Here is a 12,440-nt window from a genome sequence, read left to right as displayed (position 1 = left end):
GCTCATCATCGCGTCGATCGTCGTGATCGTCGCCGGAGCCGTCGCCGCCCTCGTGCTCTACCTCGGCCGCAAGCGCTGACGCGCCCGCCGCCCCACGAGTGTCCACGACTCGTCGCCAGCGCGGGGCTGAAGCGACAGAACGTGGACACCCGCCGGCGCGCGCGCGAGCGCGCGCGCTAGCGCACGAGCGAGCGAGCCCTACGGGACGATGACCGCGCGCCCGCGGACCGTCCCGGCGTGCAGGTCGCGGTACGCCGAGGGTGCGTCGTCGAGCGAGTAGCGCTGCACGGCGACGTCGATCTTGCCCGCGGCGGCGAGCGCGAAGACCTCGATCAGCTCGCTGCGCGAGCCCCAGTACGGCACGCGGACCGCGGCGTCGTAGGCGATCGAGCCGAAGCCGACCTCGGCCGTCCCGCCGCCGATGCCGACGATCGTCACGTCGGAGTCGATCGCCGCGACCGACGTCGCGATCGCGATGGTCGGGGCCGCCCCGACGAAGTCGAAGACGGCGTCGGCGCCGAGCCCGCCCGTGATCTCGCGGATCGCGTCGGCCGCCGACTCGTCGCTGATCAGCGTGTGGTCGGCGCCGACGTGCGTCGCGAGCTCGAGCTTCTCGTCGCTGACGTCGAGCACGATCACCGTCGTGCCCGAGAGCGCCTTGAGCATCTGGATGCCGACGTGCCCGAGGCCGCCCGAGCCGATGACGACGGCGAACGTGCCCGCGCCGAGCTTCGGCAGGCTGCGCTTGATCGCGTGGTACGGCGTCAGCCCCGCGTCGGTCAGCGACACGTTCTCGACCGGGTCGAGGTCGCCGATCGGCACGAGGTGGCGCACGTCGTCGACGATCATGTACTCGGCCATGGAGCCCTGGGCGCCGAGCCCGGGCGGGCGGATGCCCTCGGCCGCGGCGTTGGTGCAGTAGTTCTCCCAGCCCTTCGAGCAGTTGAGGCAGTGGCCGCAGCCCCACGGGCCGTAGACGGCCACGGCCTCGCCGACCTGCAGGCCGGTCTCGACGCCGGGGCCGAACTCCTCGATGACGCCGGCGCCCTCGTGCCCGAGCGTGAGCGGCAGCGGGTAGTGCTGGTCGAGGTAGTCCTGCTCGGGCAGGCTCATGACGTAGTCGTCCGAGTGGCAGACGCCGGCGGCGGTGACCTTGAGCAGCACCTCGCCCGGGCCGGGGACGGGCTTGTCGATCTCGACGACCTCAGGGGCCTGTCCGATGGTGGTGTAGCGCAGCGCCTTCATGGCGTCTCTCCTCGTCTCGTGGCGGACGCCGACGAGCCGTTCGACGACGGGTGTCGGCTGTTGCCCCCAGTCTGCTCCCCTACGGGACGAGCCGCTCCGCCCGGTACCGCGCGAACAGGTCGGCGAACGCCTGCTCGGTGCGGCGGTAGGCGAGGAACCCGGCGTCGCGGCTCTTGCCCATGTCGGTGACGACCTCCATCTCGCGGCCGAGGTCGGCGTCCGTGTGCCACCACGACGCGAGCCGGGTGATGTCGGGCTCGACGAGGCCGTGCGCCTCCGCGATGCGGGGCCAAGCCGCCTCGTGGGGCGCCATCTGCACCTCGAGGGGGCGCGCCTCCTGCCGGAACCCCACGACGCGGGCCGGGTCGACGCCGAGGTGGGCGGCGAGGCGCGGCCACATCCAGCGCCAGCGGAAGACGTCGCCGTTGACGATGTTGAACGCCTCGTCGGCGCCCGCCGGGTCGGTCGACGCCCAGATCATCTGCTCCGCCAGCACGCCCGAGTCGGTCATGTCGGTGAGGCCGTTCCACTGCGCCTCGCTGCCGGGGAAGACGAAGTCGAGGTCGAGCTCCTTCACGAGTGCGGCCTGCACCGCGAGGGTCAGGCCCATGTTCATGGCGTTGCCGACCGCGTGGCCGATGACGGTGTGCGAGCGGTGCACCGACCAGGTGAAGCCCTGGCGCTCGGCGGCGGCGAAGAGCTCGTCCTCCTGCGCGTAGTAGAAGTTCGGGGTGTCGAGGCGCGGCTCCTCCTCGTGGAACGGGGTGTCGGGCATCTCCCCCGCGGCGTAGGCCTCGAACGGGCCGAGGTAGTGCTTGAGGCCGGTGACGAGCGCGACGTGCTCGAGCGGCGCGTGCGCGAGCGCCGCGAGCAGGTCGCGCACCATGCCGCCGTTGACGGCGATGTTCTCGGCCTCGGTCGCCTGGCGCTGCCACGCCGTGAAGAAGACGTGCGTCGGGTGCTCGTCGGCGAGGGCGGCCGCGAGGCTGTCGGCGTCGCGCAGGTCGGCGGCGACGCCGCGCACCCCCTCCGACGAGGAGGCGCGGCGCGAGAGGGCGACGACCGCCCACCCCTCCGAGACCAGCCGGGCCACCAGCGCGGAGCCCGTGATGCCGGAGGCCCCGACGACGAGGGCGGTGCGGGCCGGGGCGGTGCGGTCTCGGGCGTCGAGGTCGGTCGTGTCGATGATGCTCATGCAGGGCCCAAGTCGTCGGGCCGCCCCGGTGTTCCCGCCCCGGACGACATCTGTCGCCCGAGACGACGGCGAGCGGTCGCTCGCTAGAGCTCGATCTTGGCGTTCGGGGCGTCGAGGGCGTCGCCGGTGACCTTCGACTTGACGAACGACAGGGCCGAAGCGACCTTGCCGCCGGGGGTGTCCCAGTACTCGGCGCTGTCGGCCGAGAACTTGACGAGGCCGACCGACGGGTCGGACGGGCCGTCGGGGAACCAGGCCTCGACCCGGCTGTTCCAGAGCGACTCGAGCTTGGCGTGGTCGTCGACGACGACGGCCGAGCCCGCGAGCGAGACCCACGAGTCGTTCGAGCTGAGGGTGACGCCGACGGTGTCGTCGCGGCCGATGTGGGCGACGGCGGTGGAGTCGTTGCCGACGATGAACCAGAGGTCGCCGTCGAACTCGGCCTCCTGCACGGTCATCGGGTGGCCGACGAGCTTGCCCTTCTCGTCGATGGTGGTGAGCATCGCGAAGTCGAAGTCCTTCAGCAGCTTCGCGAGGGTCTGGACGTCGTCGTCGTGGGTGGTCGTGTCGTCGGTCATGGTCTGCTCCTGTCGTGGTGCCCGGGCGAGGCCGGGCCGGTGAGGCGGATGCGCCCACCCTGCTCCCCCGGCGGCGTCCGATGCACGGCTCACGTCGCGGGGATGCACGGCTGGCTCACGGGCACGACGGCCGCCGGGCGTGTCTCATGATCGGCGGGCGAGCACCTGCTCGGCGACGAGGTCGGGGCGCGTGACGAACGGGTGGTGGCCGGTCGGCAGCTCGACCGAGCGGGTGGCACGGGCGGCGTGCCGGCGCTGGAGCTCGGGCGTCGTGCTGCGGTCGTCGGCGCAGACGAGGTAGGTCGAGTCGACGCCCTGCCAGCCCGCGGCCGTCGTCGGCGTGACGAACGCGCCCGCCGACTGGCCGGTCACGCGCGACCAAGCCTCGCGCTGCACGACGGGGTCGGCGTCCTGCAGGAACCTCGCCCCGAACGACCCGGCGTCGTGGCCCTCGAGGGCGAGCAGCCCGCCGCCCGCGTCGCCGATCGCGACGGGGTCGGGCTCGTCGGCGAGCAGCGACGCCTGGGTCGCTCCGACGTCGGGCAGGTACGACGACACCAGCAGGAGGCGCGCCACGGCCGGGTGCCGACCGGCCTCCGCCACGACCGTGCCGCCGTACGAGTGCGCGACGACGACGACGTCGTCCTCGACGTCGTCGAGCAGCCGGCGGAGCGCGGCGGCGTCCTCGACGAGGCCCGGCGCGGGCGGGGCGTCGGCGGCGGGAGCGGAACGCGGGGACGCCGGGTCGGAGGCCCTGCCCGGGTCGGCGGTCTCGCCGCACGAGGGCAGGGCCAGGGCGCGGCTGCGGAGGCCGGCGCGCGCCTCCAGCAGGTCGGCGGTGGGTCGCCACCACCAGGCGCCGTCGCGCACCAGGGCGCCGTGCACGAAGATCACGTCGGTCATGGGTCCCTCGTCCCCGGGCGCGTCGGCGCGCCCTGCCCCGACCGTACGGGCGGGCCCGCAGCCCCGCACCCCGTTCCGCTCTGGGCGGACCCGCGCCCGGGCGCGCGCGAGCACGGCGAGCGTCCACGGACCGTCGCCTCGCGCGTGCGGGCCCGACCGGTCGTGGACACCCGTGGCCCTGCCGTCGTCAGGGGCGGGCGGGGCGCTTGCGGAGCGCGAGCACGCCGCAGAGCGCCACCCCGACCCAGAAGAGCACGGGGACGAGGTCGCCGAGGCCGATCAGGACGTCGCTGATCACCGCACGTCCCCGCCGCCGGCCCCGTGCAGCCGGAACCGCTCCGGCGCCGGCGTGCCCGTCGCCACCCCGGCCAGCAGTGCACCGAGCGTCGGCCCGAACTTGAAGCCGTGACCCGAGAACCCGGTCGCCACGGTGACGGCCCCGACGCGGTCGAGCACGGGGTCCTCGGTCGGGGTGGTGTCGTAGAGGCAGCTGATCGGGTCGAGCGAATCGACGTCGACGCCCGGCACCCACTCGGCCACGTACTCCCGCAGCACGGCGCGGCCCTCCTCGCTCGGCTCGAGCCGGGCGTCGGGATGCACCTCGCGACCCGTGCCGTGCGTGCCGACCTTGACGCCCTCGCCGGGCGTCAGCAGGCCGTAGACCGAGCTCACCCGGCTCGCGAGCGCGGGGTCGCTCGGGTAGTGCACGAAGCTCGGCCACGCGTCGTCGGGCAGGTCGGTGGCGAAGTGCGCGGGCTCCTCCTGCGTGACGCGCACGGGCGGCAGCGGCGTGCCGGCCGCCGCGGCGAGGTCGCCGACCAGGTCGTGGGCCCACGAGCCGACCGCGAGGACGACGCTGGCCGACACGACCGACGAGGAGGCGCCTCCCGCGTCCTCGAGACGCAGCACCACGTCGTCCCCCGCGGCCTCCACGCTCGTGACGCGGGTCTCGAAGCGGAGCTCGGCGCCCGCGGCGACCGCGGAGTCGAGCATCGCCTCGATCGCGTCGGCCGAGCGCACGCGACCGGCCTGCGCGTGGAACAGCACGCTCGTGTCGAACCGCAGGCCGGGCCACCGGGCCGACGCCTCGTCGGGCGTCAGGCGCTCGTGCTCGACGCCGGCGCGCTCGAAGGCGGCCGCGATGCCGTCGACGACGACGGGGTCGCCGTGGTCGACGGCGCCCGTGAGGTCGAGCAGGACTCGACCGGTCTCCGCCTCGAGCGCGCGCCAGTCGTCGAGGGCCCGACCGGTCAGCGCGACCCAGTCGTCCGCGACGTAGCCGCGGCGGACGATGCGGGACGCCCCGTGCGACGAGCCCCGGTCGTGGCCGCGAGCCCCGCGCTCGACGAGCAGCACGCGGGCGCCTCCCCGGGCGAGCGCCCGGGCGGTGGCGGCCCCGACGACGCCGGCGCCGACCACGACGTGGTCCTGGTCGTGGTGCGTGGTCACGGTCCTCCTCGGGTCGGGCGGGCCGGTGCGGCCCTGCGGTCGCCGCCCGGCGGGGACGTCCGTCGGCCAGTATGGAGCCACGGCACCGCACGTCGGGCGACCCGCCCAGTCCCCGCCCGAGACCCGACGACGGCCCGCCGAGGAGAGGCACGTCATGACGAGCACCGAGGTGACCCACCAGCCCGACGACCCCGGCACGTCGCGGGACGAGCGCGCCTCGACGGCGACGACGGGGGCGACCAGCGCCTCCGGCGGTCCCTCGACCCCCGGCTACTTCCGCGAGGAAAACGCGGGCGACGACCTCGCCGAGGCCCTCCGCAGCCGCACGGCGCACTACCGGGGCCGCGACTTCCGCGCGCAGCTGGCCGACGAGCCGTTCCGCTACCGGTACCTCTACGCGGGCGACGAGCGGCTCGTGCTGCAGTCGTCGCTCTTCACCGCCTTCATGCAGGGCGAGATCCCGTTCCCGCGGCAGTACATCGTCATGTGGTTCCGCCGCGGGTCGGCCCGGGTGACGACGAAGGGGCACACCTTCTCGAGCGTCGGCGCCGACCCCTTCCTCGTGCCGGCCGAGGACGCGATCTCGTTCGAGTTCACCCCGCGGCACAGCCACCTCGTGCGGGCGGGCGTCGAGTTCCTCGAGCAGACGGCGACCGAGCGGCACGGCGGCCCGCCGCAGCGCATCGCGTTCGACCACACGGTCGTGCCGTCGGCGGCGGACGTCGCCCGGTGGCGCACCCGGACCGCCGACGCCACCCGCGCGATCGTCGACGGGGCCGCCGAGCCGCTGCTCCGCCTCGAGTCGCAGCTCACCTTCGTGCGGGGCATGCTCGACCTCTTCCCGTGGCGGGCCGTCGACGTGCCGCGGAGCCTCCGCACCGAGCGCGGGGCACGGGTGCGCCAGGCCGCCGAGTACATCCACGCGCACGCCGACGAGGCCATCACCCCGACCGACATGGCCGACGCGGTCGGGGTCCACACGCGCACGCTGCAGCTCGCGATGAACGAGCACTTCGGCATGTCGCCGACCGCGTACCTGCGGCAGGTGCGGCTCGAGCGCGTCCACGAGGAGCTCGTCGAGGCCGGGCCCGGCGACGCCCTCGTGTCGGAGGTCGCGCGCCGGTGGGGCTTCGGCAACCTCGGCCGCTTCTCGGCGGTCTACGCGAAGCGCTTCGGCGAGTACCCGAGCGAGACGCTCGGCCGCTGAGGCCCGGCCGCGCCGCCCGGATCGGTCAGGAGGCGGCTCAGCTCCAGAGCGGCCGCAGGTTCTCCTGCACCACGTCCCACCCGAGCTTCACGATCAGCGCGCCGACCACGACGATGAAGGCGACCCGCACGAAGCGGCTGCCCCGGGCCGTCGCCATGCGCGAGCCGACGTAGCCGCCGACGGCGTTGGCCACGCCCATGCCGAGGCCGAGCGCCCAGAGCACGTGGCCGTGCGGGGCGAAGTAGAGCAGCGCGCCGAGGTTCGTCGCGACGTTGACGATCTTCGCCGTGGCGCTCGAGGTGAGGAAGTCGTAGCCGAGCGCCGCGATGAGCCCCATCAGCAGGAACGTGCCCGTGCCGGGGCCGATCAGCCCGTCGTAGAAGCCGACCCCGAGGCCGATGCCCGCCGCGACGAGTTGGTGCGTGCGGCCCGTGTGCCGGAGGGCCGTCACGGCGCCGAGGCTCGGGCGGGCGATCGTCACCACCGCCACGACGACGAGCGCGACGATGATGACGGGCTTGAAGACGCTGGCCGGCAGCGACCCCGCGAGGCTCGCCCCCGCGTAGCTGCCGACGAGCGCGACGGCCGCGGTGGGCAGGGCCGTGCGGAGGTCGGGCCGCACCCGCCGGTAGTAGGTGATCGAGCTCGTCGTCGTGCCGAAGACGCCGGCGAGCTTGTTCGTGGCGAGCGCCTGCACGGGGCTCATCCCCGGCACGAGGAGCAGGGCCGGCAGCTGGAGCAGCCCGCCGCCGCCGACGACGGCGTCGATCCAGCCCGCCGCGAGCGCCGCGACGAGCAGGAGGGCGACCACCCCGACCGTCAGCTGCTCCACGCCCACCGCGTCACCCTAGCGGTGCGCAGGCCGCGGGCCTCGGCCCTGGCCGTCCGCCGCACGGCGTCACGTTCCGCGCGCCGCGTCGCGTTCCGCCGCGACGCGACCCACAGAACGCGACGCGACGCGACGCCCGGGCGCCGGCTAGCGGCTCCGGTCGGCGACCGACACGCTCCACGACACGTCGAGGCTCGTCGACCCGCCCGGCGCGAGCGTCGTCAGCGGCCCGAGCACCTCGAGCTCGACGAGGTGCGCCGCGGGGTGCAGGTCGCCGAGGGACGTGATCGGCTCGGCCGTCGGCCGTTGCAGCCACACCTCGACCTTGGATCCGCCGTCGGGCCACGTCCCCCCGGGCCCGGGCACGGGCACGGTCGCGAGCTCGAGCGCGAGGCCGTCGGCGCGGTACGCGACCGAGCCCGACGCCTCCGGGTACCCGCGCTTGGCCACGCCCGACCCGACCGGCAGCAGCACGTCGTCGCCGTGCCGGGTCGAGGCGACTCGGCCCTCCCAGCTGCCCAGGTCGAGCTCCACGGGGCGCTCGGCGTGGGCGACGACGACGGCGGCCTCCTCGACGGGCCGACCCGCGCCTCCGGCGGTGTCGACCTGGCAGACCTCCCAGATCGACCAGGTGCGCGGGACGGCCGAGACGTTGGTGAAGGTGGCCGTCTGCGTGAACGCGGTGCCGCTCGAGGGGACCGTGAAGCGGCGCTCGACGCGGAGGCCCGAGCGCGGGTCGTCGGCGCTCGTCAGGGTGACGGTCGCGAGGCCCGGGGTCGTGGTCCAGGCGGCCGTCCACGCTCCCGAGTCGAGCACGGGGTCGGGCGGGCCGGCCCACTCCTCGGGGCCCGACCAGCCCTGCGGGGCCGGCCAGGTCTTCGAGCCGCCGACGTTGGCCCAGGTCGACATGTCGCCGTCGCTCGCCGGCCAGCTCGCGACCGGCCGCACGGGCGCCAGGTCGGAGTCGAGCAGGAGCGGGTCGTGCCAGAGCAGCTCGCGGCCACCGGCGACGAGCGAGAGCAGGCGACCCCCGCGCGTCGGGGCGAACGTCAGCACGAGGTCGGCCGTGGCGACCCGCAGCAGGGGCAGCTCGGGCGTCCCGGCGGGGGCCACCACCGGCGCCGGGAGCGGCCCGGCCCCACCCGTGGCGTCGAGCGGCTCGGCCGGGCCCGCGGTCACGCGTCGGCCGAGGTGACGACCGGCTCGCGCCCGGCCGGCTCGCGCCCGACCGGCTCCTCGCGCACGGGAGCGCCCGCGGGGACCAGGACGACCTTGCCCGTGGCCCCGGCGGCCGCGATCCGGTACGCCTCGTCGGCGTCGGTGAGGGGCAGGCGGTGCGAGACGACGATCTCGGGGCTGAGGCCGCCCTCGGCGATCATGCGCGCGACGTCCTCCATGCCCTGCAGCGACGTCACCCACGAAGCCGTCAGCGTGAGCTGCTTGTGCAGGAGGGTGTCCGAGACCTCGGTCTCGAGCCGTCCGCCCTCGCCGAGCAGTCCGACGCGGCCCCACTCGGCCGCCGCCTCGACCGCGGTCGACCGGCCCGGCATGCTGCCGGAGCAGTCGACGGCGACCTGGCAGCCGACGCCGTCGGTCAGGGCGAGGACGTTCTGCACCGCGTCGGCGTCGGCGAGCACGACGTCGTCGACGAGGCCCGTGGCCCGCACGAACTCGATGCGCTCGGGCGAGCGCTCGACGCCGATCACGCGACGGGCCCCGAGCAGGCGCCCGAGCATCGCGGCGGCGAGGCCGACGGGCCCGAGCCCGACGACGAGGAGGTCCTCGCCGCCGTGCACGCCCGTGCGCCGCAGGCCCTCGTACGCCGTGCCGAAGCCGCACGCGATCAGAGCGCCGTCGACGTACGACAGCCCGTCCGGCAGGGGGACGCAGGTCGACTCGTCGACGAGCACGTACTCGGCGTGGCCGCCGTCGCGCTGCCAGCCGTACGACGCCTTGTGGGGCTGGTCGGTGCAGCTGATGAAGTAGCCCGCCCGGCAGTTGCGGCACCGGCCGCAGCCCTGGATGTGGTACACGATGACGTCGTCGCCGACGCCGAAGCGGGTGACGCCGGGGCCCGACGAGACGATGCGTCCGCAGGGCTCGTGGCCCGCCACGACGCCCTGGTACGCGGGGGCGCCGTCGAGCCCCTTGTGCGTCTTGTAGCCGCCGTAGATGAAGCCGATGTCGCTGCCGCAGATGCCGCTCGCGCCGACCTGCACGAGCACCTGGCCGGGGCCGGGCGTCGGGATGTCGTGGGTGCGCAGCACCGCCGTGCGGTCGCCGGGCAGGAAGACGCCCTGCATGGTGCCCGAGGGCGACGAGGAGGCGCGGGTCGCGTCGGCCGGGGAGGGTGCGGTCGTGGTCATGGTCAGTTCTCCTCGAGGGATCCGCGCTTGCGCGACAGGGTGACGTTGAGCAGCACGGCGAGCACGATGATCACGCCTCGCACGACGCTCTGCAGGAACGAGTCGACGCCGAGCAGCACGAGCCCGTTGCCGATGAGGGTGATGAAGATGACGCCGAGGAACGTGCCGACGAGGCTGCCGCGTCCGCCCGACATCGCCGTGCCGCCGATGACGACCGCCGCGATGACGTCGAACTCGAGCCCGTTGGCGGCGCCGGCGTTGCCCGAGCCGAGGCGGGCGGCGAGCAGCACGCCGCTGAGGGCGCCGAGCATGCCCATGATCGCGAACAGGACGATCCGCACCCGGGCGACCTTGATGCCGGCGAGGCGGGCGGCGGCCGCGTTGCCGCCGATGGCGAAGACCGAGCGGCCGAAGGCCGTCTTGCGGGCGACGAACGCGAACACCAGGAAGGCGACGATCATGACGACCGCGGGCGTGGGGACGCCGACGATCGTCCCGGTGAGGAACGGCATGACCGGCTCGTCGATCGGCAGCGGCACGGGCAGCGCGTCGGTGCCGAACTGGCCGAGGCCGCGCAGCACGCTCCACAGCCCGAGCGTCGCGATGAACGACGGCACGAGGAAGCGAGCGCGGAGGACGCCCGCGAGGGCGCCCCACCCGGCGCCGACGACGAGGGTGAGGAGGATCGCGAGCAGCGCCGGCAGCCCCCACTGCGTCATGGCGACGGCGACGATGACCGACGAGAGCGCGACGGCGGGGCCGGTGCTCACGTCGATCTCGCCGGCGATGATGACGAGGGTCATGCCGGTCGCGGCGATGCCGATCAGCGCGGCGTCGCGGAGCAGGCCGCTCTGGTTCGCGACGGTGAAGAAGCCCACCGCGTTGAACATGAGGTACAGGTAGAGCAGCACGATCGCGACGAGCAGGCCGACGATGTTGACGAGCGTGGTGTTGCGGCGGAAGGTGTCGCGGACGCGACCGACGGCGCCGTCGCGGGGCGCGCCTCCGGGTCGGGTCGGGGCGGTCGTGGGGTCGAGCGTGGTGGTCATCGGGTCGTCCTTCTCTCGCCCGAGGCCATGGAGGCCTCGAGCAGCACGGGCAGGGAGATGTCGGGGGCGCGGAACTCCTCGCGGAGCCCGCCGTCGCGGAGGACGAGCACGCGGTCGCAGGCGAGCGGCAGCTCCTCGACCTCGCTCGAGACGAAGACGACGAGCTTGCCGGTGTCGGCGACGGCGCGCATGATCTCGTAGATCTGCGCCTTCGCCTCGACGTCGACGCCCCGGGTGGGCTCGTCGAGCAGCAGCACGCGGCTGTCGGCGTGCAGCCAGCGGGCGATGACCGCCTTCTGCTGGTTGCCGCCGCTCAGGGTGCTGATGGGACGCGACAGGTCGTGCGCCTTGATGTTCAGCTTCTCGGCGAGGGCCCGCGTGGCGGTGGCGATCGCGCCGGCCGACAACGCGCCTCCCCGGCTCACCGCGCCGAAGTCGCTCATGACGATGTTCTCGTCGATGCCGAGGCCGGGCACGACGCCGCGGCCCTTGCGGTCCTCCGGCGTCATGCCGACGCCGAGCGACAGCATGCGGGAGGCGGTGGGCCGGTCGACGACGGAACCGGCGATCGCGATCGTGCCGCCCGACGCAGGGCGGAACCCGGCGATCGCCTGCAACAGCTCGGTGCGGCCCGAGCCGAGCAGCCCGGCGATGCCGAGCACCTCGCCCGCACGGCCCTCGAAGCTGACGCCGCGCAGCTTCGGCGCGACGTCGAGGTCGGCGACGCTGAGCAGCACCTCGCCGGAGGTCGCCGGTCGGGTGGCGACGGCGCGCTCCTCGGGGTCGGCGCCGATCATCAGCTCGATGATGTGGGCGGTGTCGCTGCCCGCGATCGAGACCGTCTCGACGACCTTCCCGTTGCGCATGACGGTCGCCGTGTCGGCGATCTGGCGGATCTCGTCCATGCGGTGGCTGACGTAGAGCACCGCGACCCCCTGGGCGGCGAGCCGCTTCACGGTGTCGAGCACGAGGTCGACCTCGGCGGCCGCGAGCGCGCTCGTCGGCTCGTCGAGGATGAGGAGGCGCGGGTCGTCCTGCAGGGCCCGCCCGATCTCGACGATCTGCTGCTGCGCCAGCGTCAGCCCGGCCACCTCGGCGAGCACGTCGATGTCGGCGCCGAGGCGCTCGAACGTCGCCCGGGCCCGCTCGACCATGGCGCGCGTGTCGATGCCGAACCGGCCGCGGGGCCAGCGGCCCATCGCGAGGTTCTCGGCGACGGTGACGCCGGGGACGAGGCTGAGCTCCTGGTAGCAGGTGGCCACGCCGGCGGCCGAGGCCGCCGTCACGCCGCCGTCGCCGAGCGGTCGGCCGCCGAGCAGCACCTCGCCGGCCGAGGGGGTCTCGACGCCGCTGAGCAGGCGGATCAGCGTCGACTTGCCGGCGCCGTTCTGGCCGAGCAGGGCACGGACCTCTCCGGCGTGCACGGCGAAGTCGACGCCGTCGAGCGCGGTGACGCCGGGGTAGACCTGGCTGACGCCGCGGGCCTCGGCGATCGGGGCGCCGCGGTCGCGGGCGGGATCGAGCGGCGGGGCCGGGGTGCCGGCTGTCGACTCTGACAAGGGGGTCCTCCGTGGATCGGGTGGTGGAGCGGGGAGCGGGCGAGGGGGAGCCCGGCGCGG

General features: G+C 74.6%; 11 protein-coding genes. 1 reads left to right on the top strand and 10 read right to left on the bottom strand.

The genetic code is table 11. The features are described 5' to 3' along the window. Positions 1-198: 198 nt before the first annotated feature. The 5 genes from EDF38_RS01885 to EDF38_RS01865 form a co-directional block, all read right to left on the bottom strand. Complete coding sequence (locus EDF38_RS01885; protein WP_123353697.1) at positions 199-1,245, bottom strand: NAD(P)-dependent alcohol dehydrogenase; 1,047 nt, start codon at positions 1,243-1,245, stop codon at positions 199-201. Between the two features lie 79 nt (positions 1,246-1,324). After that, on the bottom strand, positions 1,325-2,440 hold the full coding sequence (locus EDF38_RS01880; protein ID WP_123353696.1) for an SDR family oxidoreductase: 1,116 nt from the start codon (positions 2,438-2,440) through the stop codon (positions 1,325-1,327). Between the two features lie 83 nt (positions 2,441-2,523). Continuing rightward, complete coding sequence (locus tag EDF38_RS01875; protein ID WP_123353695.1) at positions 2,524-3,018, bottom strand: pyridoxamine 5'-phosphate oxidase family protein; 495 nt, start codon at positions 3,016-3,018, stop codon at positions 2,524-2,526. Between the two features lie 144 nt (positions 3,019-3,162). Next, on the bottom strand, positions 3,163-3,921 hold the full coding sequence (locus EDF38_RS01870) for an alpha/beta fold hydrolase (RefSeq protein WP_123353694.1): 759 nt from the start codon (positions 3,919-3,921) through the stop codon (positions 3,163-3,165). A 294-nt stretch (positions 3,922-4,215) separates the two neighbouring features. Beyond that, positions 4,216-5,370, bottom strand: a complete 1,155-nt coding sequence (locus EDF38_RS01865) for an FAD-dependent oxidoreductase (RefSeq protein WP_233572133.1) — start codon at positions 5,368-5,370, stop codon at positions 4,216-4,218. Between the two features lie 154 nt (positions 5,371-5,524). Between EDF38_RS01865 and EDF38_RS01860 the strand changes: the two genes are divergently transcribed. Further along, a complete protein-coding gene (locus EDF38_RS01860; RefSeq protein WP_123353693.1) occupies positions 5,525-6,577 on the top strand; it encodes a helix-turn-helix transcriptional regulator in 1,053 nt (350 codons plus the stop codon). Between the two features lie 37 nt (positions 6,578-6,614). On the opposite strand, the gene EDF38_RS01855 is transcribed toward EDF38_RS01860, so the two are convergent. From EDF38_RS01855 to EDF38_RS01835, 5 genes are all read right to left on the bottom strand, one after another. Then, the gene (locus EDF38_RS01855) at positions 6,615-7,415 is read right to left on the bottom strand and encodes a TSUP family transporter (RefSeq protein WP_123353692.1); all 801 of its coding nucleotides are present in this window, start codon (positions 7,413-7,415) and stop codon (positions 6,615-6,617) included. 138 nt (positions 7,416-7,553) lie between these two features. Then, the gene (locus tag EDF38_RS01850; RefSeq protein WP_123353691.1) at positions 7,554-8,585 is read right to left on the bottom strand and encodes a DUF4380 domain-containing protein; all 1,032 of its coding nucleotides are present in this window, start codon (positions 8,583-8,585) and stop codon (positions 7,554-7,556) included. Continuing rightward, complete coding sequence (locus EDF38_RS01845) at positions 8,582-9,772, bottom strand: zinc-binding dehydrogenase (protein ID WP_199734550.1); 1,191 nt, start codon at positions 9,770-9,772, stop codon at positions 8,582-8,584. Before EDF38_RS01845 ends, EDF38_RS01850 begins: the two co-directional genes overlap by 4 nt. A gap of 2 nt (positions 9,773-9,774) precedes the next feature. Next, a complete protein-coding gene (locus tag EDF38_RS01840) occupies positions 9,775-10,821 on the bottom strand; it encodes an ABC transporter permease (protein ID WP_123353690.1) in 1,047 nt (348 codons plus the stop codon). Further along, entirely contained in the window at positions 10,818-12,380 is a 1,563-nt protein-coding gene (locus EDF38_RS01835) for a sugar ABC transporter ATP-binding protein (RefSeq protein WP_123353689.1), read from the bottom strand. The genes EDF38_RS01840 and EDF38_RS01835 overlap by 4 nt, the downstream gene beginning before the upstream one ends. Between the last annotated feature and the right edge of the window lie 60 nt (positions 12,381-12,440).

It is taken from the genome of Frigoribacterium sp. PhB160, assembly GCF_003751785.1.
Taxonomy (GTDB): domain Bacteria; phylum Actinomycetota; class Actinomycetes; order Actinomycetales; family Microbacteriaceae; genus Frigoribacterium.
The sequence above is the reverse complement of the archived record's forward strand: the minus strand, read 5'-3'. Positions and strand labels throughout refer to the sequence as shown.

Excerpts from the sequence above, each read along its gene's own strand:
- EDF38_RS01885 (WP_123353697.1), bottom strand. The coding sequence starts at position 1,245 with ATGAAGGCGCTGCGCTACACCACCATCGGACAGGCCCCTGAGGTCGTC.
- EDF38_RS01880 (WP_123353696.1), bottom strand. The coding sequence starts at position 2,440 with ATGAGCATCATCGACACGACCGACCTCGACGCCCGAGACCGCACCGCC.
- EDF38_RS01875 (WP_123353695.1), bottom strand. The coding sequence starts at position 3,018 with ATGACCGACGACACGACCACCCACGACGACGACGTCCAGACCCTCGCG.
- EDF38_RS01870 (WP_123353694.1), bottom strand. The coding sequence starts at position 3,921 with ATGACCGACGTGATCTTCGTGCACGGCGCCCTGGTGCGCGACGGCGCC.
- EDF38_RS01860 (WP_123353693.1), top strand. The coding sequence starts at position 5,525 with ATGACGAGCACCGAGGTGACCCACCAGCCCGACGACCCCGGCACGTCG.
- EDF38_RS01845 (WP_199734550.1), bottom strand. The coding sequence starts at position 9,772 with ATGACCACGACCGCACCCTCCCCGGCCGACGCGACCCGCGCCTCCTCG.
- EDF38_RS01840 (WP_123353690.1), bottom strand. The coding sequence starts at position 10,821 with ATGACCACCACGCTCGACCCCACGACCGCCCCGACCCGACCCGGAGGC.